Annotated in this window: 21 protein-coding genes and 1 pseudogene; 7 read left to right on the plus strand and 15 right to left on the minus strand. The window is 61.7% G+C overall.

The window, feature by feature from the left end; all coding sequences use genetic code 11:
- Positions 1 to 40 precede the first annotated feature (40 nt).
- Positions 41 to 430, plus strand: coding sequence for a septal ring lytic transglycosylase RlpA family protein (locus KEM63_RS06435; protein WP_223655366.1), 390 nt, complete (start codon positions 41 to 43; stop codon positions 428 to 430).
- 51 nt (positions 431 to 481) lie between these two features.
- Here the strand turns inward: KEM63_RS06435 and KEM63_RS06440 are convergent, their stop codons facing one another.
- From KEM63_RS06440 to KEM63_RS06460, 5 genes are all read right to left on the minus strand, one after another.
- Positions 482 to 928 carry a DUF3010 family protein gene (locus KEM63_RS06440; RefSeq protein ID WP_223655367.1) on the minus strand — a complete coding sequence of 149 codons (447 nt, stop codon included), beginning with the start codon at positions 926 to 928 and terminating at the stop codon, positions 482 to 484.
- Between the two features lie 113 nt (positions 929 to 1,041).
- Positions 1,042 to 1,455, minus strand: coding sequence for a twin-arginine translocation signal domain-containing protein (locus tag KEM63_RS06445; RefSeq protein WP_223655368.1), 414 nt, complete (start codon positions 1,453 to 1,455; stop codon positions 1,042 to 1,044).
- Positions 1,456 to 1,467: 12 nt separating this feature from the next.
- Entirely contained in the window at positions 1,468 to 2,232 is a 765-nt protein-coding gene (locus tag KEM63_RS06450; RefSeq protein ID WP_223655369.1) for a GMC oxidoreductase, read from the minus strand.
- A 126-nt stretch (positions 2,233 to 2,358) separates the two neighbouring features.
- A complete protein-coding gene (locus tag KEM63_RS06455; RefSeq protein ID WP_223655370.1) occupies positions 2,359 to 2,919 on the minus strand; it encodes a GMC family oxidoreductase in 561 nt (186 codons plus the stop codon).
- 384 nt (positions 2,920 to 3,303) lie between these two features.
- Positions 3,304 to 4,401, minus strand: a complete 1,098-nt coding sequence (locus KEM63_RS06460) for an NAD(P)-dependent alcohol dehydrogenase (protein ID WP_223655371.1) — start codon at positions 4,399 to 4,401, stop codon at positions 3,304 to 3,306.
- Between the two features lie 276 nt (positions 4,402 to 4,677).
- On the opposite strand from KEM63_RS06460, the gene KEM63_RS06465 reads away from it, so the two are divergent.
- Positions 4,678 to 5,877: a serine hydrolase domain-containing protein gene (locus KEM63_RS06465; protein WP_223655372.1), complete on the plus strand. Its 1,200-nt coding sequence runs from the start codon at positions 4,678 to 4,680 to the stop codon at positions 5,875 to 5,877.
- 272 nt (positions 5,878 to 6,149) lie between these two features.
- On the opposite strand, the gene KEM63_RS06470 is transcribed toward KEM63_RS06465, so the two are convergent.
- From KEM63_RS06470 to KEM63_RS06485, 4 genes are all read right to left on the minus strand, one after another.
- Positions 6,150 to 6,761, minus strand: coding sequence for a class I SAM-dependent DNA methyltransferase (locus KEM63_RS06470; RefSeq protein WP_223655373.1), 612 nt, complete (start codon positions 6,759 to 6,761; stop codon positions 6,150 to 6,152).
- A gap of 96 nt (positions 6,762 to 6,857) precedes the next feature.
- Positions 6,858 to 7,898, minus strand: a complete 1,041-nt coding sequence (locus KEM63_RS06475) for a methyltransferase domain-containing protein (protein WP_223655374.1) — start codon at positions 7,896 to 7,898, stop codon at positions 6,858 to 6,860.
- 133 nt (positions 7,899 to 8,031) lie between these two features.
- Complete coding sequence (locus KEM63_RS06480; RefSeq protein ID WP_223655375.1) at positions 8,032 to 8,853, minus strand: DUF1206 domain-containing protein; 822 nt, start codon at positions 8,851 to 8,853, stop codon at positions 8,032 to 8,034.
- 288 nt (positions 8,854 to 9,141) lie between these two features.
- Positions 9,142 to 9,711: a carboxymuconolactone decarboxylase family protein gene (locus tag KEM63_RS06485; protein WP_223655376.1), complete on the minus strand. Its 570-nt coding sequence runs from the start codon at positions 9,709 to 9,711 to the stop codon at positions 9,142 to 9,144.
- Between the two features lie 72 nt (positions 9,712 to 9,783).
- On the opposite strand from KEM63_RS06485, the gene KEM63_RS06490 reads away from it, so the two are divergent.
- Positions 9,784 to 10,143 carry a winged helix-turn-helix transcriptional regulator gene (locus tag KEM63_RS06490; RefSeq protein ID WP_223655377.1) on the plus strand — a complete coding sequence of 120 codons (360 nt, stop codon included), beginning with the start codon at positions 9,784 to 9,786 and terminating at the stop codon, positions 10,141 to 10,143.
- A 151-nt stretch (positions 10,144 to 10,294) separates the two neighbouring features.
- On the opposite strand, the gene KEM63_RS06495 is transcribed toward KEM63_RS06490, so the two are convergent.
- Together KEM63_RS06495 and KEM63_RS16975 are read right to left on the minus strand one after the other, a co-directional pair.
- Complete coding sequence (locus tag KEM63_RS06495) at positions 10,295 to 12,439, minus strand: molybdopterin oxidoreductase family protein (RefSeq protein ID WP_267461157.1); 2,145 nt, start codon at positions 12,437 to 12,439, stop codon at positions 10,295 to 10,297.
- A 900-nt stretch (positions 12,440 to 13,339) separates the two neighbouring features.
- Positions 13,340 to 14,101 (minus strand): annotated as a pseudogene (locus KEM63_RS16975) (4Fe-4S binding protein); the annotation flags it as partial.
- Between the two features lie 114 nt (positions 14,102 to 14,215).
- On the opposite strand from KEM63_RS16975, the gene KEM63_RS06505 reads away from it, so the two are divergent.
- The 4 genes from KEM63_RS06505 to KEM63_RS06520 all read left to right on the plus strand — a co-directional run bounded on the left by KEM63_RS06505 (position 14,216) and on the right by KEM63_RS06520 (position 19,253).
- Complete coding sequence (locus tag KEM63_RS06505) at positions 14,216 to 15,250, plus strand: AraC family transcriptional regulator (RefSeq protein ID WP_223655378.1); 1,035 nt, start codon at positions 14,216 to 14,218, stop codon at positions 15,248 to 15,250.
- 139 nt (positions 15,251 to 15,389) lie between these two features.
- Positions 15,390 to 17,312: a methyl-accepting chemotaxis protein gene (locus KEM63_RS06510; protein ID WP_223655379.1), complete on the plus strand. Its 1,923-nt coding sequence runs from the start codon at positions 15,390 to 15,392 to the stop codon at positions 17,310 to 17,312.
- A 195-nt stretch (positions 17,313 to 17,507) separates the two neighbouring features.
- Complete coding sequence (locus tag KEM63_RS06515; RefSeq protein ID WP_223655380.1) at positions 17,508 to 18,365, plus strand: SDR family NAD(P)-dependent oxidoreductase; 858 nt, start codon at positions 17,508 to 17,510, stop codon at positions 18,363 to 18,365.
- Positions 18,366 to 18,644: 279 nt separating this feature from the next.
- On the plus strand, positions 18,645 to 19,253 hold the full coding sequence (locus KEM63_RS06520) for a class I SAM-dependent methyltransferase (RefSeq protein WP_223655381.1): 609 nt from the start codon (positions 18,645 to 18,647) through the stop codon (positions 19,251 to 19,253).
- Between the two features lie 19 nt (positions 19,254 to 19,272).
- On the opposite strand, the gene KEM63_RS06525 is transcribed toward KEM63_RS06520, so the two are convergent.
- From KEM63_RS06525 to KEM63_RS06540, 4 genes are all read right to left on the minus strand, one after another.
- Positions 19,273 to 19,950 carry a hypothetical protein gene (locus KEM63_RS06525; protein ID WP_223655382.1) on the minus strand — a complete coding sequence of 226 codons (678 nt, stop codon included), beginning with the start codon at positions 19,948 to 19,950 and terminating at the stop codon, positions 19,273 to 19,275.
- Complete coding sequence (locus KEM63_RS06530; protein ID WP_223655383.1) at positions 19,947 to 20,882, minus strand: aldo/keto reductase; 936 nt, start codon at positions 20,880 to 20,882, stop codon at positions 19,947 to 19,949. Before KEM63_RS06530 ends, KEM63_RS06525 begins: the two co-directional genes overlap by 4 nt.
- A gap of 13 nt (positions 20,883 to 20,895) precedes the next feature.
- The gene (locus KEM63_RS06535) at positions 20,896 to 22,131 is read right to left on the minus strand and encodes an MFS transporter (RefSeq protein WP_223655384.1); all 1,236 of its coding nucleotides are present in this window, start codon (positions 22,129 to 22,131) and stop codon (positions 20,896 to 20,898) included.
- Between the two features lie 198 nt (positions 22,132 to 22,329).
- Positions 22,330 to 23,220 carry a PA4780 family RIO1-like protein kinase gene (locus KEM63_RS06540; RefSeq protein WP_223655385.1) on the minus strand — a complete coding sequence of 297 codons (891 nt, stop codon included), beginning with the start codon at positions 23,218 to 23,220 and terminating at the stop codon, positions 22,330 to 22,332.
- Positions 23,221 to 23,228 lie beyond the last annotated feature (8 nt).

A 23,228-nucleotide genomic window follows, 5' to 3' on the forward strand; every position in this document is an offset into this window, starting at 1 on the left:
CACTGCAAACCATCCGCCAATTCCTCAACTGGAAGCACCCATGACCAGACTGGCCATTCGCCTGATGTTGTCCCTGTTTATCGTTGCTCTTGTCGGCTGCAGTACAGCGCCCAAGGGCAGCGGCGGCGTACCGGTTGGCTTTACCGAAACCGGGCTTGCCTCGTTCTATGCGGACCGCCATCAGAATCAGAAGACGGCCAACGGCGAGCGCTACAGCCACAAGCTGAAGACTGCCGCGCACAAGAAGCTGCCGTTCGGCTCTCAGGTGCGGGTCACCAACCTTCAGAGCGGCAAGAGCGTGGTGGTGCGCATCAACGACCGCGGCCCCTTCGTTCGCGGGCGGATCATCGATCTGTCGAAGTCGGCGTTCAGCGAGATCGGCAGCACCTCGGCGGGGCTGGTGCGGGTGAAGATCGAGGTTATCAGGTAAGGACCGTCAGCTTGCTGGAGCATGACGGGACATGCTCCGCATCCGACATGGCTAGTCATCCCTGGCGGCGTACTTGTCCTTCATCAGATAGGCATAGGCCGTGTTGAACGCGACTTCCTGAAACGCCTTGAGGCCGGTGCCGGCATAGTCGATCTGGATCGGGTTGCGCTTGAGCGACTCCTTGATATCGGTCGTCGACATGATCGTCACGTTCAGCTCTGCGATCAGTTCGATAGCGGCCTCCAGCTTGAAACCGACCGCGCCGCCAGCGAACTTGCCCTTCATCGGGCGCTGGCGGATGACCACCTGATCTACCTGGTAATCGGCCATCAGCTTGGCGAAGGTCTGCTGGAAATACCGCAGTTCACCGGTGCTGTTGATATCCCGCAAGGTCAGCTTTCTGGAGCGGAAATCCGGCAGCTCGAAAATATCGTCGCTCAGCGACAACAGACACACATTCACATCGTTACTGTTGATATCAACACCGCACACTCTCATGCCATCACCCTGTCTATTCGAATGGGCGCAGTGTAGCGCAAACGCCGAGGCCATCTGTCAAAAGCGCAGATCGCTTCTGTGCGCCGACGCAGCGATTCGGCTCCGTCAGTTCACTAAGCAAACCGGGCGAACGGATTGGCGCATGTCATCTTGAACCCGATGAATTTCACATCCGGCACACTGTGTATTTCGTAGTTGCGAAGAAAGTCGGTGGAGGTCAGAAAATCCGCGACCAGCCGCCGCTCGTACAGGTCTGTTATGAAGTGGGTGTAGGCTGTTCCCATTGATGTATGGCGGCGCAGATTGTGCAACCCGACGAAGCCCAGCATGGTGTCCAGGCCGTAGTGTTCGCCAAAGGCGTCAACGAAGCGCTTTTCCTCGTCCGCGTCCATCGTATACCGCCCTATGTATTCATGAAGCAGCGCGGGGATGTACTGATACGGGTTGTTGAATACCGCGGTGGTGCCACCGATCGCAGCAGCGCCAATGGCCGCGCCAGACAGGGCAAGAAATCGGCGTCGATTCATGTCGGGTACTCCCTATGCGAACAGCAGTTCGGCTGCGCGAATGGAAAGGGCAGCGGCGGTCAGGCTGGGGTTGCTGGCTGAACTGGAAGGGAAGGTGGAGGTACCGACCACGACCAGATTGCGCTTGCGGTGGTGAAGCAGGCTATGGTCGATGACCGACCCATCACCGTTCTTGCCCATACGCAGCGTACCTTGCACATGGGATTCGGTGATTCGCCACTCGCGGAAATGCACCGCTTCAACCGGCAATGGCTCGAGCAGTCCATCAAGGTTGTCGAGCGCGTATTGCAGCCCTAGCTTGGCGTACGTCGATGGGCCGGTGTGGTGGATTACCGCTTTGCCCGTGGCATCGTCGACCGTTACCTTGTTCTCCAGGCTGGGCAGTTCCTCGGTGACCAGGGTAAGCGGCAGAAGGTGATGCCATTTCCCCGGTTCTGTACGCAGGCCGTACGGCCAGCGGTTATCAAAGCTGGTCAGGGTTGCGGCCCGCTCGCGACGAAACTCACCGTCGTAAAAGCAATAATTCAGACCTGTGCTGATCGAGCTTCCATTCAGCGAGGCGAGTCCATCCAGGAAGACCTCGACACTCGCCCCTATCTGCTCGTGCAGGTTCAATCCCGTTTCGCCGTGGACGATGCCCGAACGCAAGAGGATTGCTGGCGATTGAATGGCGTTCGCGCCCAAAACGAACAGATCGCCGTTTACCCGGTATTGCTTGCCACCTGACTTGAACACCACGTGAGTGATGACGTCACCCGTATAGCCGAGCGTATCCACCTCGGATAACAGGCAGACATCGACTTTGGGGTGACCGAACAGGCGGGAGAAGCCGTTTTCTGCCGTGAATTTGGCATTGGTCGGACAGCGGTAGCAGGTGGCATTCGCACAGCATTTGCCGCGCTGTTAGTTGGCGGCGCTCGCGCGACCGGTCGGCACGATGAAATGGTGCTGAGGCATTGCGGCCTTCATCAATACATCGGCCGAGGTGCCCTTGTGGGGCGGCAGAGGAAACGGCATTGTCCGGGGCAACAGAGTTGCCATGTCCGGATCGCCGGAGATGGACATGATGCGCTCTGCATCACAGTAATACCGCTCCAGTGCATCGTAGCCGAGGGGCCAGTCGTTGCTGACCCCATATCGACTCTTCATGTGAAAATCATAGGGGTGGAATCTCGGGGTCAGCGCGTACCAGCAGTTCATCCCGCCACCAAAACCGATGGTCATGTTCCATGGTTTGTCGCCGCGATTGAGATAGGTCGACTCCTGGGGGAATTCACTATTCTGGTTGTTGAGAATCTGCTGCGCCCAGGGGTAGTAGTCCCCCCACTCAATGACCAGCGCGCGGCCGGCAAGACGTTCGACTGCCTCGTTAAGAAAAAACGTGGAGCCGAACCCTGACCCGATAATCACCACTTCATAGTGTTCGTTGGCTATCTGTTCTGCTGTAACACGGTTCAGTTCCATGGCTTGCCCCGGTTGCACCTGGCTGGTCCGTGAAGGTTTTGCTGAGCTTGCGCCCACTCAGTAAAGACAACCTGTCCGGGCCTTCAAGCGAGCTTCAGGTGCCGGTTGGCCCCGTTTTAATCCGCCGCCAGGTGTCGTAGGTGACCGAAGACCGGTGTCGGAGTTCTGACCGGTGCGACCAGCGTCGGAGAATTCGATCAATGGTCTGGGTGATGGCCCCGGCAGGGAGCATCAGCCATACCACCCGCGTGCCCGGCAGTTGTTGCACCAGCTTCGCTGATGCATCCACGCGGCGGCCACTCTGTAGCCCGCTGTCGATAGCGCTCCCGTCTCGCGTTCGAGCTGTCTGCGCTTGATGCGGCCAAGCACTGGGCGCGACGCTCATCAGGGTTTGATCGCCACCTTCAATACACCATCACGCTGGTGGCCGAACACATCATAGGCTTCCACGATCCTGTCCAGCTGGTATTCATGGGTGACCAGTGGCGCGAGGTCCAGCCGGCTCGATTCGAGCACATTCATCAGCCGTCGCATGCGCTCCTTGCCGCCGGGGCACAGCGCGGTAGCGATCTTGTGGTCGCCCAGCCCGGCCGCGAACGCGCCCAGCGGAATGACCAGATCCTCGGAGTACACCCCCAGGCTGGATAGGGTGCCGCCGGGTTTGAGCACCTGCAGTGACTGGGCAAAGGTCTGCTGGGTGCCGAGGGCTTCGATGGAGGCGTCCGCGCCCCGCCCGCCGGTGAGCTTCATGACCTCATCCACCACATCGCAATGGCGATAATCGAGGGTGACGTCGGCACCCAGTTGCCGGGCGATGCCCAGGCGGTGCTCGTTGCCGTCCACGGCGATGATGGTGGTGGCGCCCAGCAGCCGGGCGCCGGCGGTGGCGCACAGGCCGATGGGGCCCTGGGCAAAGATCACCACGGTATCGCCAATGCGTATGTTGGCGTTTTCCGCGCCCTTGAAACCGGTGGACATGATGTCCGGGCACATCAGCACCTGCTCGTCGGTCAGCCCATCCGGGATGGGCGCCAGGTTGGCCTGCGCGTCGGGCACCAGCACGTACTCGGCCTGGGTGCCATCAATCATGTTGCCGAACCGCCAGCCGGCTGTGGCCTTGTAGCCATGGCAGCCGCACTTGCCCTCGGCGGTCAGGTAGCTGCCGTCCTGTGACGCGAGCCCATCCTGCGCCGCGTAGGAATTGAAATTCGGGCAGATGGCTCCGGCAATCACGCGCTGGCCCTCACGATAGCCCTGCACCGCGCTACCGAGTTTTTCGATGACGCCAACCGGCTCGTGGCCCACGGTCAGACCCTTGGCAACAGGATACTCACCCTTGAGGATGTGAATGTCGGTGCCGCAGATCGTCGTGGTGGTAATGCGCACCAGCGCCTCGTTGGGGCCGACATCGGGGATGGGCTTGTCAGCCAGTTCGATTCGTCCGGGCTCGATAAAGATCGCAGCTCTCATCATCTGGGCCATGGCAGTCTCTCCAGGAAGTGGATGGGCATCACCGGCTGTGATTTACCCGATCCCCTAGAGCCTAGTTCCCCCGAGCTGTGCCGGGCTTGACCTGGATCATGAATCGGACGGGCAGTTGGGGAGGAGCGTCTCGGCGAGGTGGCGGTTGGCGGGCTGCTGCAAGGCGATGGCTGCTGCCATATCGACCAATCACCGCGGTCTATTCGGCGGAAAAGAACAGCAGCCATACCGGGCGCTGCCATAAGATAGCCGCACAACAACAAGCAGGGTGTCAGCATGAAGAAATGGATCATCTCGATTGTGGTGTTGCTTGCGGTGGGAAGCGGCGTGCTGTGGGCGACGGCGGACAAGGATATGCGCAGGCTGGCGCTGAACTTCCCGACCAATTCCAGTGTGCTGTTCTGGTCTACTCCGGAGCGCGACGCCGCCTTCCGCGCCATGGACCGCCTGCCTGTGCTGTCAGACGCACGGGTGATCGCCGCCGGTGACAACGCCTACCCGCTGCCTCAGGGCGAGCCGCTGGATATCGATGTGGATGTCGACGCCTACATGGCGTCGCAGCGCGCTGCCGCTCTGATCATCGTTCAGGATGGCAAGGTGCGGCTGGAAAAGTACGGGCTGGATTTCGGTCCGGAAGGCCGCTGGACCAGCTTTTCCGTTGCCAAATCGTTCACGTCGACACTGGTCGGTGCGGCGATCAAGGACGGGCACATCAAGAGCATCGAAGACCCCGTATCGGACTATATCCCTGACCTCAAGAGCTCCGCCTACGACAAGGTCACCATCAAGCAGCTGCTGACGATGACCTCGGGCGTGAAGTGGAACGAAGACTACGCGGACCCGCAGTCGGACGTGGCGCAATTCAGCAGACACGAACCCGAGGCGGGCGTGGATGTCACCGTGAGCTACATGCGCCAACTGGAATCGGAGGCGGAGCCGGGTACCAAGTGGGTCTACAAAACCGGCGAGACCAATCTGATCGGCGTGCTGGCCAGTTCGGCCAGCGGCAAGACGCTGTCCGAATATCTGTCAGAAAAGGTCTGGAAGACGTTCGGCATGGAGCAGGACGCGACCTGGCTGCTGGGCTCCACCGGGCATGAAATCAGTGGCTGCTGCGTACAGGCGGCCACCCGGGACTACGCCCGCTTCGGGCTGTTCCTGCTGGGTGGCGGTGTCGTCGATGGCGAGCCTGTGTTGCCCGACGGCTGGATTGAAGAAGCCACCACCAAGCAGGCGGATATCGGCAGACCGGGACGGGGCTACGGCTACCAGTGGTGGACCCTGGATGACGGCGCCTATATCGCACAGGGCATCTTCGGCCAGGGCATCTTTATCGATCCCAGTAGGAAACTGGTAATCGCCTCCAACGGTAACTGGCCCCAGGCCACGGACCGCCAGGGTGGCAACCAGGGCGAAGAGCGCCTGGCGTTCTTCCGACAGGTGCAGGCGGCCGTTGACCAGGAAGGACAACCCTAGGTTCAACAGGCTAAAGGCCCTGGCGGGCGGGCTGTCCTGCAGCTCGGGTATCAGCGCGGGAACACTTCCTTGCCCATGAGCACATCGAGACGATAGAAATGGGCAGGGTAGGCAAGTATCGCGTTCATCCGTTCTACATCTCTGAAGATCCTGCCACCGCCACTGCCACCGCCACCGCCACCTTCGACGTGCGCTTGCCTGCCAGGTACTGGAACGCTTCAAAGGGCCGAAAACAGTCGGTGAAAACCTTGGATTGACCTAAACGTAGGCGTTCACGCAGCACCCTTGCGCACGATCATGAACGCATGTGGTGAGGGCGGTTGGTCGTACTCCAGGTGGATACACTGGCAGCCGAGCTTGATAACTAGCGACAGGAACCCATTGGTGCCAAGAGAGGAGTAATAGATTTCCGGGCCCATAAAGCTGTCGCAATGGTCTCCAGGCTCGGTAGTGCCGCCGAACGAGAAAACGAACACACCGCATGGGTTCAACGCGTCGACGATCTTGCTTATCACCAGCTCCTGGGACGCCAGCGGAATATGCCAGATGCTATCCCAGGCGGTGATCAGGTCGTATCGTTTGGGTAGCACCCAGTCGCAAATGTTCTGCTGATGGACAGGCACGTGCGGGTGTTTCAGTTGAGCGAGCCGGACCATTTCCGCAGAGACGTCTATCCCTTCAGGCTCAAAGCCTTCGCTCAGCAACAAATCGAAGAAGCGGCCAGTGCATCCGCACCCAATGTCCAGCGCGGCGCCGCGATACTGTTTGTCGATCACGGCAATGGCCCGTTTGTGTGGCTCGATGCCGTTGCTCATGTTGAATTGCTCGCTGGCCCACAGTTGCGTGATCTGATCGTATGCCTTGCCAATGTCGGATGGAGTCATTTCGATTCCGCGCCTATGACCCGCCGCTGGGAACCAGAAAGAGAAAGCGAAGCGGGCTGTTCGCGTTGCTCCAGCTCGGGCCGGGCAATCATGACTTCAGCAGCACGCGCTGCCTCCCCGTGAAGCCTCGGTCGCATCGTAGGGCAGGGCACCGCCACAACCGGGGAAGATGCCGTAGTGGCGCTCGAAGTTGCCGATGAAATCGAAGTGTTGGGCGAAACGTGTGTCCTTGAGCATCCGCCAGGTATTGCCGCACACCGGGAAGATGCGCCCGGTCTCGATTTCATGGTGCTTGTCCAGCTTGAAGCTATGGACTGCTTCGGGGATAGTTCCGCGATATACCACCGCCTGGCCGTAGTCCTCACAAGCCGGTTCCAGTTCGGTCAGCTTGAAGAGCCGGTAGGTGGCGGAGAAGAAGCGCGCGGTGCCGAGTTTGGCGGCAATGGCCGGATCGGTGATTTCCAGAGGGCGGTCCTCCACCAGACGCGGGTCGAGAAAGCCGTGGCGACGGGCAAGATTCTCGAAGTCGTTCCAGTACAGAGCTCCGCCCAGGCATTCTCCATATAGCACGTCGTCCTGACGCAGCGCATCGGGCAGGCGGCGATCGGCATAGATGTCGGAGAAGTACAGCTCACCACCGGGCTTGAGCAGCCGGTAGGCCTCGCGTAGAACCGCATCCTTGTCAGGCGACAGGTTGATCACGCAGTTCGAGACGATCACATCGATGCTGTTGTCGGGCAGGTTCAGGCTGTCCAGCTGTTCGATGTAACCCTGATGAAAACTTACGTTGGCAAAGCCGAAGCGCTCGGCGTGATGATCCAGGTGGCGCCGCGCAACATCCAGCTGCTCTTCGGTCATATCGACACCGATCACCTGTCCTTCGGCACCGGCCAGCTGTGCCAGCACGTAGCAATCCCGTCCAGAGCCGCTGCCCAGATCGAGGATCCGGCAACCCGATAGCAGATGCGGCGCGACCAGCCCGCATCCGTAATACTTTTCAGTCACCTCGGGGTGGATATTCGCCAACAGTGGCTTCAGCCACTGCGGCATAGTCGATACGTCGCAACAGGCGGATGTCTTCAGGTCGGCGCTGCTCTGCAGTACCTTGCCGTAGTAGTCCTGAACGGATTCGCGCACGTGATTTCCTTCCTCAAAACGGTTCAGATCGAACCGACCCCCGGTGTCACAACAGCACTCAAGAGGCGGTATGAAAGCGTCCTGATGCTAGGTTAACCGGAAGTCTGATCAAGGTCATCGTGCGCGTCGGGGCTCAGGTCCGATAGGCGGGTTTCACACCGTCCGGGTCAAGATCCGGAACCGTGCGATACCGCGCCATGACCAGGCTGAACACGCCGAAGAGCAACAAGCCGATTGCCACCAGCGTGAATAACACGCCGTTATCCCTCAGGGAGGAAACCGCCTCGCCCAGTGTCTTGATCTGCGACGAGCTGTCCAGCCACGCCGACTGGACAAAGGACCAGCCGATCACTGCAAAGACCACTGTCCGCGCAGCGAATCCAGCGTGGCCGATGATCTTGGTAAAGCCCGGTGCGCGGGGCGATATCCGCTCCATGAAGTCGCCGGTAATGGCTTTTTTCGCCTGAGCCAATGCTGCGGCCAGAAAGCACAGACCGAGAATTCCGATCACGATGGGCCCGAACTCCATCGATAAAACTGTGCTGGTGGCTTCCTGTGCGCTGCCTCCGCCTCCGCCCCCTCCGCCGGAGGATTGCTGCTCACCCTGGGCGAACTGGAACGCGGTGTATGCCAGGACAAAATGCGCTAGCCCGCTGGCGCCATGACCCAGCCGCTGCGCGATACCTTTCTTGTCCTTGCCATAATTTTCTGCGTCGAACAGCAGCGAAGACAGGCGGTAGAGTCCATAGCCGACCAGACCCAGTGCGCACAGATAGAGTATGGGGGTGCCACCGGGCACTTCCTGCAGGTAATTGAACACGCCTTGCGCGCCCTCATCAGCCTGGCTTTGCCCAGAGCCAGCCAGGAACAGATAACCGAGCAGTAGATACACTACCCCCCGAGCGGCAAAGCCCAAGCGTACCAGCCAGCTGAATTTTTCAGACTTGTCTACCATGAACAGCTCCTTCAGTTGAATGCATCAACCGGCAGCGGGCGATTACGCGGTCGGATAACTGCTGAATAGACCTGCCTGCTGGGACTGCCAGATGTGAGAAGTATGTCGGGCTTCTAGAGATTTAGGACGTTGGTAGCGGAGGATGGTTCAGGAATAAGGGGGGAGGCGGAGCCGAGTGCGCAGGCGAGCCGGCTCTGTGGTCCCGCTACGGCAGCAGCTGGGTCGCGTCGAACTCCGGATCGTTTGCTCAGCAGGAGGCCGATGAAGCCGCACGGGACCCAACCACGCTCAAGCCTGCTGCGAGCACTCACCACGGTAGTCGGCGAATCGGGCCATGTTCTGCTCGAGCGGCAGATCCAGACCGTTAGCGAGATAGGCTACGGTTCGGTAGAAGCCGGCCAGCATGAATATCTCCATGATCTGTTCATCATCGAAGTACTTTCGCACCCTCGAGAACTCCTCATGACCAAGCGTTGCTCGGTCATGGAGAGCGTCAACCGTTGCGAGCAGAGCCATGTCCGCATCCGCCCATGCGTCTGTACTCAAAGGCACATTCAAGGTAGCTGCGATCTCTTGCCTGCTCAGACCAGCGCGCTCACCGAAGACGGTCACATGGATCCCCCATTCGTACTCGCAGCCGGCAAGAGCGCAAACCCGGTTGATGACCAGCTCTCGCTGCCGCAAGGTGAGCACATTCCCATCCAGTAGCGACCCGCCCAGGAACTTGCCCCAGGCCCGATCACTGGTCGCCAGGGTTGTGAATAGAACCAGAGGCGGCACGCCGGGGCCCATGACTCTGTCGAACACTGCCTGTATCGCGTGGGGATAGGGTTTGGTGAGTGGTTGTATTCGGGACATGATAGGATCCGCTGCTACAGAATGTGTAGCCGCAATGATGCTACGAAATATGTAGCAAAGCAAGGGGGCAGTATGGTGGGCAATGAAGCAACGAAGTCACCCAGGGTCAAGGGCCGCAGGCCGATCATGGCGCTACTGGATCTTCTGGGCCAGAAGTGGACATTGAGGATTCTGTGGGAGCTACGTCAGGGGGCGCTAAGCTCCAGAGCGCTGAGAGCCGCGTCGGGCAACATATCTCCTACGGTATTGCAGTCCAGAATCAACGAGCTACGTGACGCTGGCATCGTCGACTCAACCGGCGGCGGGTACATGCTCACTTCCCTGGGCCTGGAGCTGGCGGCTTCGTTCGAGCCGCTCTATCAGTTTGCCGGCAAGTGGGCCGGCCAGCTCGAAGGGAGTGAAGGTCAGGCCGCGTCTGCAGCGAAGGACTGACGGCCTGATACCGGATCGCGTCTCGGGCCGAGCGAGCGGCGATATCGGGCCTGATGTCCCTTCGCGGTGCGGCCGCCGTGTCATATCTACCCCGGCGCGACACGCGCGCTTTGGTTCGACGACGCTCGTCGGGCAGCCCACCACCGCTTCGTCACGCCGCCACCACCGACACCGGAATCCCGTTCAGCACCGCGTTGCCTGACAGCACGTCGACAACCTTGTCATCGGTAATGTCGTTGACGCTGATGCCGGGGTTGCCTTGCGCTACGCGCAACGCCACGCCTTCGCGGTCGTGACCCCAGCCGTGGGGCAGGCAGACAACGCCGGGCATGATGTCATCGGTTACTTCTACCTTGATCATCAGCTCGCCGGTGCGCGACATGATGCGGGCCTGCTTGCCAGTGCTTAGCCCGAGGCGCTCGGCATCGATCGGGTGGATCAACAGGGCGCAGCGGTCCTTGCCTTTGACCAGACGCTTGCTGTTGTGCATCCACGAGTTGTTGGTGCGCAGGTCGCGCCGCCCGATCAGCATCAGCTCGCTGGTGTCTGCTCCGCGCAGCTCGGCCAGGGCGCGGCCGAGGTCTGCGACCAGCTCGGGCGGCGTCAGGCGCAGGCGCTGATCGGGGGTGAACAGATAGCCCGGGAACGAGGGACGCATCGGCCCCAGGTCCAGCCCATGGGGATAACGCTTGAGCACCTCGAGGCTCAGCGGCTCGTCATGCTCGACCGGCGTGCCGGAATTCCACTCGCTGAAGCCCTTGCCGTAAGGGCCTGTCCTCAAGCCATGGTCGAGAATCTGCTCGGGCGTTGGCGTGGGTCTGGCCGGTTCGGCGTCCGGATTCTTGAGCGCCTGAATCCGCTTGGCCAGGCCCTGGACGATATCCCAATCGCAGCGAGTGCCCTCGGGCGCCTCGAACACCGGGTCGCTGAAACGGGCCAGGTTGCGCACCGCCAGCATGTTGAAGACGATGTCGTACTGCTCGTGTTCCAGCGGGCCGGTCGGCGGCAGGATGATATCCGCATGCCGGGAGGTTTCGTTGAGGTAGAAGTCGATGGAGACCATGTACTCGAGCTGCTCGAGCGCTTCGTCCATCAACCGGCCGTTGGGTGTGGACAACACCGGGTTGCCGGCGACGCAAATGAAGCCGCGGACCTGTCCTTCGCCCGGCGTGAGCATTTCCTCCGCCAGCGTAACGGCAGGGAAGTAGCTGTCGAACTCCGGCAGACCACGCACGCGGCTCTGATGGTTGTTGAAGCTGCCCATCGGCCGGCTTTGCGCCTTGTTGAACGCCGGGGTGGTAAACATCATGCCGCCGGGACGGTCGAGATTGCCGGTGATGATGTTGAGCACCAGCATCAGCCAGTGGTTGAGCGCGCCATAGCTCTGGGTGGAGACACCCATGCGGCCATAGCAGACAGCGGATTCGGCGGTGGCGAAGTCTTCGGCTATGCGCTTGATCTCCTCGACCGGCACGCCACAGCGGGCGCTCGCCTGCTCCAGTGAGATGCCCTCGAACAGGGGCTCCAGTGCCTCCCAGTGGTCGGCCAGCTCGCGCAGTCGGCGGGGCTTGGTCAGACCTTTGTCGAGCACGTGTCGAATCAGGCCGAGCAGGAAGAAGGCATCGGTGGCGGGGCGGATGAACAGGTGCTGATCCACATAACGGGCCGACTCGGTACGGCGCGGGTCGACCAGCACCACCTTGCCGCCGCGCTCGCGGATGCGTTCAAGGCGTTTGAGGATGTCGCCAGCGGTCATCAGGCTGCCATTGGATGCCGCCGGGTTGGCTCCGAGCATGAGCATGTAGCCGGTGCGGTCGATATCCGGGATGGTGAACAGCTGGCTGTGGCCGAACATCAGGTAGGACACCAGCTGGTGGGGCATCTGATCCAGCGAGGCGGCGGAGGAAATATTGCGCGTGCCGATGGCCTTGCGCAGGGTCCCGGAGGCCATCATCAGCCCCAGGTTGTGCGATGCCGGGTTACCCCAGTAGCCGGCGATGGCGTCGTTGCCGTGCCGGCGTTGAATGTCCACGAGTCTGGCGGCCACCTTGTCCAGAGCGGTATCCCAATCGATCGGCAGCCACTCTCCGTTGACTTTTTCCAGCGGGGTGCGCAGGCGGTCGGGGTCGTTGTGCAGATCCTGCAGGGCATAGCCCTTGGGGCAGATGTGGCCTTCGCTGTGCGGGTCGTTCTCATCGCCCTTGATCGACAGAATCTGCTCGCCCTGGGTCTTGATCACCACGCCGCACATGGCTTCGCAGAGGGTGCAGGCACGGTGGTGGGTCTTGACCGGCAGGTTGGCCTGTTCTTCCTCGTGGGCCCTGGCATCACGAATGACCTTGAGCATCTCGGCAACCGAGACAACCTTGCTCCGCGTGCGGCCTTCGATCCGACCGCGGGCCTGTTCATGCTGATCCAGCAGGTGCCAATCCGCCATGCTGACGGTTTCCACGTTGCGCGCTGTCAGCAACTGCGCGATATCGCCCGAACGTTCCGGCAGGCTGCGGCCAAGATCGTCGATCAGCTGCTGCACGCTTTCCGTGGCGCACTGACGGTTGCTGCCGATCACGCCGCTGGCGCCGCGCTTGATCCAGCCGGCGGCATAATCGCGATGGTCGCTGTGGCCCTGTATCCGGCCCCGTTGATGCTGCATCACGCCGCGTCCCAGATCGAAGGGCAGTCCGTCTATGGCCGAGCCCTGATAGCCGATGGCGTGCACGACCAGACTCGCTGGAATGTCCAGCGTCTGGTCGGCCGCGCGGGCCACCAGTTCGCCCTGATCATTGCGGACCAGTTCGGTACGTTGCGCCTGCACGGTGCTGACGCGGTCGCCGCTGGCGGTAAAGGAGGAGGGGCTGGTATAGAACATGAAGCGAATGCGCTTGCCGTCGCCCTGCGGGCGCGCAGCGATTTCCCGCAGCAGGTTCAGATTCTGCCGGGCCTCGGCGAATTCGGGTTGTTCCAGCTGATGTGCGGTGGTGTCGTCCAGTTCCAGATCCGCAGGGTCCACCAGCAGCTGCAGACCTGGAATGGCCATCACTTGTTCCAGTTCCTTCGGTGTGAAGGCGGCCTGTGCCGGGCCGCGGCGGGCCAGCAGCCTCACTTCTTCGATACCGCTTGCAGCCAGTGCCTTCAGAGCGTGATCGGCGATATCGGTCTTGGCCAGCTGCTCGTGGGGCAGAACCAGCAGGCGGGCGATGTCGAGGGCGACGTTGCCGATTCCGATGATCACGGCAGCAGAGCCGGTCAGGTCCGGGCCAAGCTCCGCTTGATCGGGGTGGCCGTTGTACCAGCCGACGAAGTTGGAGGAGCCGAAGATATTGCCGCTGTCAGCGCCGGGCAGCGTCAGCGGACGGCTTTGCGAGCCACCGGTTGCGTAGATGACGCCGTGGTAGTGCGCGCGCAGTTCGGCGCTGGTCAGATCGCGACCGACCTGCACATTACCGAAGAAGCGAAAGCGCTCGGACTCGGCAATGCGCTCGAAGCTGGCGGTTACCGACTTGATGCGTGGATGATCAGGCGCAACGCCGTAGCGCACCAGCCCGAACGGTGTCGGCAGCCGCTCGAACATGTCGACCTGCGCGGCCGGCAGCTGCTTCATCAGCGCTTCGGCGGCATAGAAGCCGCTGGGGCCCGAGCCGATGACGGCGAACCGGCCAGGCAACTGAGCCAGCGGGCTGGCGGCGTGCTGGCCGGCCTGGATGCTTTCGCGAATGACCGGATGGGTCCTGGCGTTCTCCGCGTTCAGGGCGATGAACGACTCCTGCTCCGCGGGGACCATGCTGCGAGGGAAGATCGCACCCTCCGGGCAGGCTGACACGCAGGCGTTGCAGTCGATGCAGGTATCGGGGTCGATGAACAGCATGTCCGGCCCTTCACGGAAGGCCTCGACCGGGCACACATCTACGCAGCTGGTGTGCTTGTTGCCAATACAGTTCTGGGTGACGACATACGCCATGATCTACTCCGCGCAAGGACCGCAAAAGCCCTCATGGTATGTCCGGTCTTGATTTACGTATCGGCAATCGTTGCCTGATTGACATTTTGTGCCAGCGTCCCGATAGTGCCCTCCATGAGCAAACCTGATGTCCTTCCCGCAGCCTTCCTGGAGCCCGTGCTGAGCTACGCGCGCGAACGCGAGCTGCCGGCCGATGAGCTGAGCGATGCCATACGCCTGGTGCTGGCTTCGCCAAGCGTGCCGGCGGTGGACTTTTGCGAGTATCTGGAGCAGCTCTGGGCGCTTGACCCGGTTCCGGCGCTGGGAATACGGCTTGGTCTGGCTTGCCAGCCCCAGGATTTCGGCGTGGTGGGTTACATGGTTTCTGCCTGCGGAACGCTCGGGCAGGCGTTGCTGCGCTATCACCGTTTTCATGCGCTGTTGCAGGGCGGCCTGGTCTCGCGTTCGCGTATGGAGAATGGCGCACTGCACATGGCCTGGACCCAAGCAGTGGCCAATACGCCGAGAGCCAGCGAGTACAGCCTGGCGGCGTTCGTTGCGTTGTGCCAGGCGCTCATCGGCAGGCCGATAAAGCCCATTCGCGCCGGCTTGCCCTTTCCGGCGCCCGGGGACGCAGGCGTGTATTCGGTGCTCCTGGGTTGCCCCGTCGATTTCGGGTGCGAGGCCATCGAGCTGAGCATTCCCGCGCACTTGCTGGCGCTGCCGATAACCAGCAAGGATTCCTATTTGCTGCGGCTTCTCGAGCAGCAGGCCCAGGCACTGCTGCATCAGCGTCCGCAGACGGTCGACGACGAAGCAGCGGCCTTTTTCGCGCAGGTACAGGAACAGATCGTCGAGGCGATGAAAAACGGCGATGCCAGTGCAGAAGCCGTCGCCAGGGCCATGGCCATGTCCACGCGCTCCTTCTACCGTCTGCTCAGTCGTGCCGGGTACAGCTATCGCGGTCTGCTGGCGCATACCCGGCACACCCTGGCCAGGCAGTATCTGGCCGACCCGGCGCTGGCGCAGACCGATGTCGCACTGCTGCTCGGCTATGCGGAGCAGAGCTCCTTCATTCGCGCCTTTCGCGGTTGGACCGGCATGACGCCAGGGGCGTATCGCCAGCAACGATCCGGAACCGCGACGATGACCGGCGTCCGCCGATCCTGATCCGCTCCTTCCGTTCTGCGCCTGCGCGCGCTTCGTTCCTTCCGGCCATCGCACGACGAACGGTACGCGAGCTGAATCGAGTCCGGCCGATATACGCATAAGCCTGAACGCAGGACCTTTTCTCTTTGCAGGATTCACCATGAACAATCTGAAAGTCAGTCTGAAGCTGGCGCTGGGCTTCGGTGCCGTCGTTTTGCTGTGTCTGATCGTGGCCTTGATGGGTATTCAAAGTGTGGACAGCCTGGCCGACCGCAGCCAGAAGGCCATAGCCGCAGGCAAGCTGCTCGATGAGGTCAACCTGATCCGCCGCGCCAGTCAGGCATTCGATCGAGATGGCGACCCGGCCGTTGAGGGGCGCGTGACCGAGTCGGTGGATGCGATCATCGATATCGTTGAACGGACCAAGGTGCGATTCAGTGACCCGAAGGACGTGGCCGATATCGAAATGATCGCGCGCGAAGCGCTGGCCTTCCAGCAAGCGTTCCAACAGCTCATCGCCACACGCTTGAACAAGCTTGCTACGCGCCGCAGCTGGATCGAGGTGGGCGATACCGCCGACAAGCAGATCGCCGGGCTTGAAGTGGAGCTCAACGGCACTGCCGATGCGCCGGTTGTGCCGTTCGACGAGTTCGAGGCCGCGAGTGCCGTCATGGTCGCCGAAGCGGCCAAGCAGACCCGTCTGTTGCGCTATCACGTGCGCGGTTACGTCATGGACGAGTCTGACAAGGCACTGGATATCCTCACCCGGCATTTCGAGGTGGTGAAAGCCGCAGGTGCACCGCTGGGCCCGCGTCTATCCGGCGCACAGGCCGAGACGTTCCGCGAGTATCAGGCCAACTCGGAGCGGTACATGGCGCTGATCGCCACCTATCCGCCGATTGCTGCAGCTGAAAATGCCTTGCTGGAGAAGATGGAAGGGCATTTCCAGGTCATCATCAATGCCGCCAATACCATCGTTGACGGACAGAACCGCAAGAGCACCGAAGACGTGGCCTCCAGCAAGCTGGGGCTGTACGGCGTTACCTTGCTGGCGATTCTGCTGGCCATCGGCATCAGCTGGTTGATAGTGCGCCAGATCACTACGCCGCTGAGTCGCGCTCTGACCATCGCTGAAGCTATCGGCGCGGGCGACATGACTGAACAGCCGATTGAGAAGCGCGGCGACGAGTTTGGTCATCTGCTCGATGCGCTGGCCAAGACCCGCCGCAGTCTGCGCAACCTTGTGGGCGAGATCAGCGACGCCACCACACAAATGGCCTCGGCTGCCGAGCAGCTCTCGGCCGTGACCGAGCAGACCAGTGCGGGCGTGCATACGCAGCGTACCGAGACTGATCAGGTGGCCACCGCCATGAACGAGATGGCGGCCACCGTGCAGGAAGTGGCGCACAACGCACAGAACGCGGCTACCGCTGCGCAACAGGCTGACCGGCAGGCTGCGCAGGGTAATCAGGCCGTGCAGCGTGCGCTGACCCAGATCGACAGACTCTGTGCGGAGGTCGAGCGCTCGGTCGTCGCGATGACGCGTCTGAGCGATGACACAGCCGCCATCAGCACGGTGCTGACGGTGATCAATGGCATCGCCGAGCAGACCAATCTGCTGGCGCTCAACGCCGCTATCGAAGCTGCCCGCGCCGGGGAAGCCGGGCGCGGTTTCGCGGTAGTCGCTGATGAGGTCCGCGGCCTGGCCCAGCGCACTCAGCAGTCGACTGCGCAGATCGAAACGCTCATCGGCAATCTGCAGAAGGGCGCATCGGAGGCATCGACCATCATGAACTCCAGCAGCACGTTGGCTGGCGAGACCGTGACGCTGGCCCGCGGGGTGGGGGCTGAGCTCAAGGCGATTACCGAGACGGTCGCGACCATCCAGAACATGAACGTGCAGATTGCCACCGCAGCCGAGCAGCAGAGCGCTGTGGCCGAGGAGATCAATCGCAGCGTGATCAATGTGCGCGACATTGCCGATCAGTCGGCCTCGGCTGCTGAAGAAACCGCTGCGTCAACCGTCGAACTCGCTCGCCTGGGCACCTCCCTGCAGCAGCAGATGGGGCGCTTCAGAATCTGATACAGCGGTCTGGCCCGGCTCACCGCCGGGCCGCGCTGACTTGCGCAATCGGGGCCGGCGGATCGGCCTCCGTACCTGTCTCCGGGCCGATCGGCCAGCAACTGTCACTCGCATGACAGACTCTCCCCCAGCGAACCACTACCCTCAGCACTTTGCCGGGCACAGGGTTGCCCTCGGACCAGGGAGAATCATGCTATGTCGTTCGAATCGAAGGTAGTCTGGGTTACCGGAGCGTCATCGGGTATTGGTGAAGCGCTGACCAACGCACTGCTGGCCCAGGGGGCGCACGTGATAGTGTCCGGTCGCCGCGCCGATGGGCTGCAGGCGCTGGCGGATCAGGCGCCGGAGCGCACGCTGGTGCTGCCCTTTGATACGACTGATTACGACCGCCTTCCGGCTCTGGTCGAGCAGGCCTGGGGCTGGCAGGGACGTATCGATCTGCTGATCAACAATGCCGGCATCAGTCAGCGCAGCCTGGCGCTGGACACTTCCCTGGATGTATACCGTCAGCTGATCGAGGTGGACTACATGGCGCCGCTGGCGTTGACCCAGGCACTGCTGCCGCGGCTGGTGGAGCAGAGGGGCGGGCAGGTGGCTGTCGTCAGTTCGGTGGCGGGGAAGGTGGGCACGGCATTGAGGACCGGTTACTGCGGCGCCAAGCACGCAGTGGTGGGCTACTTCGAAGCCTTGCGTGCCGAGGTTGAAGAGGCCTACGGCATCGGCGTGAGCATCATCATTCCCGGCTCGGTGCGCACCGATATTGCCCGAAATGCGCTGGAGGGCAGCGGCGCGGCGCGTGGCCGGTCCGATGCAAATATCGAGAATGGCATCGACCCGGTCGCTGCCGCGCAGACGATTCTGGATGGCCTCGCGGCTCGTCAGCACGACATTGTCGTGGCCGAAGGCATGGAACTGGGCGCGCTGCAGTTGCGCACCAGCGATCCTGCCAAGCTGTTCATGATCACCGGCAAGGAGGGCGCACGCCTGGCCAGGGTCCGCGAAGAGCTCGGCGCTGGCGCATCGGTAGATCCGGGTGCGGTGAACAAGTCCTGACAGCGCAACGCCTCCGAATCCCCGGCGGTTCCTTTCCGCACAACCGATGCGCCATCGCTGCCGGGTTGCCGGTAGCGCATGCGTGTCACGCGTTCGCGGGAACCTACCGCATTACAAATGACTCAACCCGAAGGAGCTGGTTCTTTCCGGAGCTGCTGCTGAACTGATGAAGTGGCATTGCTCATGACGGATCCGGTTTTTTTGCGCATGGCAGTGAATCACGCGTGCATCGCTCGCTGCCAGCAACGAATAACACTCCTGGCAAAAGGTTGAGAACACATGGCGGAGGAGAGCGGTTGGGCCAAGTCCGAATCGAATCGTAAAACCAATCCAGGCGCCTTCCTTCGAGGATTCCTGCGGGAGCCGAGCCAGGTCGGCTCGATCATTCCAAGTTCACGGTTTCTTGAGCAGCGTATCGTCGAGGCGGCAGATCTGTCTGCCGCCAGGCGGGTGGTGGAGCTCGGGCCAGGCACCGGCGGCACGACGCGTACCTTTCTTCAGCATCTTGGCCCTGATGCACGGCTGCTCTCGATCGAGCTAAGCCCTCATTTCCATGAACTGCTGGATGAAATAGATGATCCGCGGTTCATCAATTGTCAGGGCAGCGCGGAACATCTTGCAGACATCCTGGCGCAGCACGGTATGGAGAAGCCGGATGTGGTGATCTCGGGCATCCCGTTCTCGAAGATGCCGCCAGCCGTTGCGACGCGGGTAGTGCAGGCGGTGAACGGTTCGCTGGCCACCGGCGGGCGATTCGTGGCCTACCAGTTCCGTCGCGACGTTGCCGGTTATACCGACCCGATCATGGGTGCGCCTGTTGGCTGCACTCTGGAATTACGGAATATTCCGCCGATGCGGGTGTATAGCTGGTACAGGAAGCCGGACTGAGTTGTCTGTCGCGTCGACGCTAGGCCCTCAAGTCGGTTTCGCAGCTCTTCCAGACCAAACCCGTCAGCCCGATCCCGGCGACGGCAAGCAGGAGCTGAAACCCTGACGCATCCAGCACCTGCAGGGTAAGAGCAGAAATCAGCGTCCATACCACCGGGATGATGCCCGCTACCCAGAGCACCCAACCGCGCAACAGAATCAGCACCAGTCCCAGTGTGGTGACCGCCGTTGGATCGGCGTGGATGCCGAAAACTTCCGCCTGATACCAGCCGTCGCCTGCCAGCGGGGCGATCAGGGGCATACCGACCAGACCGGCGACGGCGATCACCACGCCGATGAGAACAGGTGGGTTCGTCAGGCTTGGCGTTGCAGTCGGTCCAGGCCGGGTAACCGCGATCACTGACAGCAACAGAGCCTGAACGATAAATGCATAGCCGAGATAGCCGCCGGCCCAGTTCAGCTCCGCGTATCGTTGAATGAAAAACGCAACTCCCACGAACGCCCAATGCGGTACATGTGTGAGGCAGGCGAGCCGTGCGCGGCCTGTGAGGGCCAAGGCAATGGAAACAGTGCCCAGCGTCAGCGTCAGCAGATGAAGCGGCCAGAACGTTTCACTCATCCGCTCCAGCAGCCGGACATAGACATCTGCCGTGAACGGGATGAAGTCCTGCAGTGCGTAGCTGCCCCAGTCGGTCATAGCGATTCGATGTAGGCCGCCATGCGCTTGCGGGCGTCGGGTGACGGCATGGGGTCGTGACCGGCGCGCATGTTTTCACGCATGTGCGCGACCTGTGTGGTGGCGGGGATGGCGCAGGTCATGGCGGGGTGGCTGACGATGAACTTCAGTAGAAAGTCAGCCCAGGTAAAGCAACCGCATTCGGCTCTGGCCCACTCGGGCAACGGCTCGTCCCGTCTTTTGAGTCGCTTGATCAGACCCCCACCGTCATAGGGCCGGTTGGCGATCACACCGATGTTGCGCTCCTGTGCCAGGGGCAGCAGCCGATCTTCTGCCTCGCGGTGGGTGATGTTGTAGGTGAGCTGAACGAAGTCGATGTCTTCTGACGACATGATCTGCTCCATCTCGCTGTGACGGCGCCCATGCGACGTGGTGATGCCGACATGGCGAATCTTGCCCTCGGCTTTCAGCTCGCGCAGCACAGCAAGATGTTCACGCCAGTCGGCCAGATTATGCACCTGTACCAGATCGAGCTGCTCGACCGTCCAGTGCGCCTGCTGCGTCGCGACCTGCTCGCGCGTGGAGCCTCCGGCCGGGCTCCAGACCTTCTCGGCGGCGAACAGGTTGTTGGGTGTCCCGAGCTGCTGCAAGGCATGGCCGATCGTTTCTGACGCCGAGCCGTACATGGGCGACGAATCGATCAGCTGCCCGCCCAGTTCGAAGAAGGCCTTGACCACCTCGGCGCGGGCATTGAGCAACTTGGGATCGTTCCCGACATTGAAGGTGCGCCAGGTGCCCATACCGATGACCGGCAGTGTGCGATCTGTGCCTGCGTACGCCTTGTGCCGCAGTCCGCCGTTGCTGGCGAAGAGGGAGGCGGATGGGAGCATCATGGCTGCCAGCGTGGCACCGATGAACTTGAGGCTGTGCCTGCGGGTGATTCGTGTGTTCATGGCGCCCGCTCTGTCAGGTGGATTGGGTCGGCACCGCCTTCGGTTCCTCGACGGCCAGTTCCTTGGGAAAACGGCGTATCAACAGAGTCAAGCCGAAACCCACCGACAGCACCAGAAAAGTGAAGCTGAATGCAGCGGTAAAGCCGCCGGTCGTTTCGATCATCCAGCCCGCAATGGCTGGACCGAGGAACTGGCCAATCGCAAAGAACAATGTAGCGAAACTGAACGCGATGGGGATGTAGCGAGGCGCCACCTGATCCGTGGCACTGGTCTGAATCATGGCGAACAGCCCGTTGATCGAGGCGCCCATGACCAGAAAGTGGAAGAAGAAAAACATCAGCGTCTGATCAATCAGTGGCAAGCCCATGGCGACGATCACCATGAAAATGCACATTGCCAGCGCATTGCCGCGGCCCCAGAAGTCCGACACCCAGCCCCACAATGGCCCCGCCGCGATGGACATCAGCCCCATCATTGCCATGAACCGGCCAGCGGTGGAGGCACTGTGACCGGTCTCGACCATGTAGCTGACCATGAACACCGTCTGAACGATATAGCCCATACCGATGATGCCGTAGGTACTGGCAACGATCAGCACACGCGGGTTGCGGTAGATACGCCATTTCTCATCCGACGGCAGGCCGCCCGCATCGCTGGCTTTGGCCTGCGGCGGGTTGCGTACGAAGAGACTGATCATGGCCGCGACGAACAGCGCGGCACCGGCAAAAACGCCCCAGCTCACCCGCCAGCCGTGCTCGCCGAACGTCTCGAACAGAAACGGCACCAGCACACCGGACACCAGCACCCCAAGGCCAACGCCACTGGTCATGCAGCCGATGACCAGCCCACGCTTTTCCGGAAACCATGTTGCCAACAAGGCGACCATGGGCGCAAAGGCGAAGGCGGTGCCGAACCCCAGTACGCCCATGAGCAGCAGAACAAGCCAGTAGTTGGCAGCGACGGTCAGCCCCAGAAACCCTGCCGCCACGGTGAACATGCCGAACAGGATCGAGGCCTTGGCGCCCCAGCGGGCAGCAGCCAGGCCGCCGGCCAGCACGAAGCAGACGTAGCACAGCGCAGTGACCGTGCTCAGGATGCCCGCTTCCTGGTAGGAAAAGCCGAGATCGGCACGCATCGACGGCAGAATCACGCCGTAGGCCAGGCGGGCAAAGCCAATCACAACCAGGGAGGTGAGGGTGCCGCACAACACGGTGATCACCATGTTCGGGCGGTGGGTACTCTGGGACATCGTCGCTCGCTTGTATCGATTGCTTCTCAGCGGCTCAGGTTAGCAGTTATCCGTCCCGGCGGGCGGCGGCGCAGTGCCGGCCCGGCCTCGTGAATGTCAGAACTGAAGGTCGGCAGATAGGTCACGCTGTCGGAGGTGCGCCTGCATGGGTCAGATACAGGCGCTGAGCTTCACGGAGGACGGGTTGAAAACGGTGACTCAGCCGCGCATCCAGGGCGGCGGTGGCGGCTCATCGTTCGGCTCGTCCGTAGCATTGCGTAGCGCTTCGCGGCGCTCCTGCTCGGCCAGGGCCGCCTTGATCTCGCGCATCACACCGTCAAGGTCGGCTTCATCTTCCGGTTCATCGAACAGACCGGTCAGCTGGGTATCAGGCGTCAGCTTGCCATCTTCGTACAACGCCCACATTTCCTTAGCGTAGCGGGTGGCCTTGAGTTCTGGCGCGAACTGGCCGAAGTACGCGGTCATGTTGCCCACGTCCCGCTCGAGCATGTCGAACGCGTGGTTGTTGCCGGCTGCGTCGACGGCCTGCGGCAAGTCGATGATCACCGGACCCCGGTCGTCGAGCAGCACGTTGAATTCGGAGAGGTCGCCGTGGACCAGTCCGGCGCACAGCATCTTCACTACTTCGCCGATCATGAAGGCATGAAATTCCCGGGCGTCGTCCGGCTCGAGATCCACATCATTCAGCCGCGGCGCGGCGTCGCCGTCGTGATCGGTGATCATCTCCATCAGGAGCACGCCGTCCAGGAAATCGTACGGTTTGGGGACCCGCACTCCGGCCTGGGCAAGACGATAGAGGGCGGCGACTTCTGCGTTCTGCCAATTCTCTTCCTTCTCCTTGCGGCCGTGCTTGGAGCCCTTGGCCATGGCGCGCGCATCACGACTACTGCGCACCTTGCGGCCTTCCTGATACTTCACGGCCTGGCGGAAGCTGCGGTTGTTGGCTTCCTTATATACCTTTGCGCAGCGCAGTTCCTTGCCGCAGCGCACTACATACACCGCTGCTTCCTTGCCGCTCATGAGCGGGCGCAGCACTTCGTCGATCAGCCCATCCTCGACTAACGGCTCGAGTCGTTTTGGCGTTTTCATCAGCGGCT

The organism is Halopseudomonas nanhaiensis, assembly GCF_020025155.1.
In the GTDB taxonomy this organism is placed as follows: domain Bacteria; phylum Pseudomonadota; class Gammaproteobacteria; order Pseudomonadales; family Pseudomonadaceae; genus Halopseudomonas; species Halopseudomonas nanhaiensis.

Coding starts and splice junctions, on each gene's coding strand:
- KEM63_RS06465 (WP_223655372.1), top strand. CDS start 4,678: ATGAAGAAATGGATCATCTCGATTGTGGTGTTGCTTGCGGTGGGAAGC.
- KEM63_RS06510 (WP_223655379.1), top strand. CDS start 15,390: ATGAACAATCTGAAAGTCAGTCTGAAGCTGGCGCTGGGCTTCGGTGCC.
- KEM63_RS06480 (WP_223655375.1), bottom strand. CDS start 8,853: ATGGTAGACAAGTCTGAAAAATTCAGCTGGCTGGTACGCTTGGGCTTT.
- KEM63_RS06455 (WP_223655370.1), bottom strand. CDS start 2,919: ATGGAACTGAACCGTGTTACAGCAGAACAGATAGCCAACGAACACTAT.
- KEM63_RS06515 (WP_223655380.1), top strand. CDS start 17,508: ATGTCGTTCGAATCGAAGGTAGTCTGGGTTACCGGAGCGTCATCGGGT.
- KEM63_RS06530 (WP_223655383.1), bottom strand. CDS start 20,882: ATGAACACACGAATCACCCGCAGGCACAGCCTCAAGTTCATCGGTGCC.
- KEM63_RS06505 (WP_223655378.1), top strand. CDS start 14,216: ATGAGCAAACCTGATGTCCTTCCCGCAGCCTTCCTGGAGCCCGTGCTG.
- KEM63_RS06490 (WP_223655377.1), top strand. CDS start 9,784: ATGGTGGGCAATGAAGCAACGAAGTCACCCAGGGTCAAGGGCCGCAGG.
- KEM63_RS06535 (WP_223655384.1), bottom strand. CDS start 22,131: ATGTCCCAGAGTACCCACCGCCCGAACATGGTGATCACCGTGTTGTGC.
- KEM63_RS06445 (WP_223655368.1), bottom strand. CDS start 1,455: ATGAATCGACGCCGATTTCTTGCCCTGTCTGGCGCGGCCATTGGCGCT.
- KEM63_RS06525 (WP_223655382.1), bottom strand. CDS start 19,950: ATGACCGACTGGGGCAGCTACGCACTGCAGGACTTCATCCCGTTCACG.
- KEM63_RS06435 (WP_223655366.1), top strand. CDS start 41: ATGACCAGACTGGCCATTCGCCTGATGTTGTCCCTGTTTATCGTTGCT.
- KEM63_RS06485 (WP_223655376.1), bottom strand. CDS start 9,711: ATGTCCCGAATACAACCACTCACCAAACCCTATCCCCACGCGATACAG.
- KEM63_RS06440 (WP_223655367.1), bottom strand. CDS start 928: ATGAGAGTGTGCGGTGTTGATATCAACAGTAACGATGTGAATGTGTGT.
- KEM63_RS06520 (WP_223655381.1), top strand. CDS start 18,645: ATGGCGGAGGAGAGCGGTTGGGCCAAGTCCGAATCGAATCGTAAAACC.
- KEM63_RS06460 (WP_223655371.1), bottom strand. CDS start 4,401: ATGGCCCAGATGATGAGAGCTGCGATCTTTATCGAGCCCGGACGAATC.
- KEM63_RS06540 (WP_223655385.1), bottom strand. CDS start 23,220: ATGAAAACGCCAAAACGACTCGAGCCGTTAGTCGAGGATGGGCTGATC.
- KEM63_RS06470 (WP_223655373.1), bottom strand. CDS start 6,761: ATGACTCCATCCGACATTGGCAAGGCATACGATCAGATCACGCAACTG.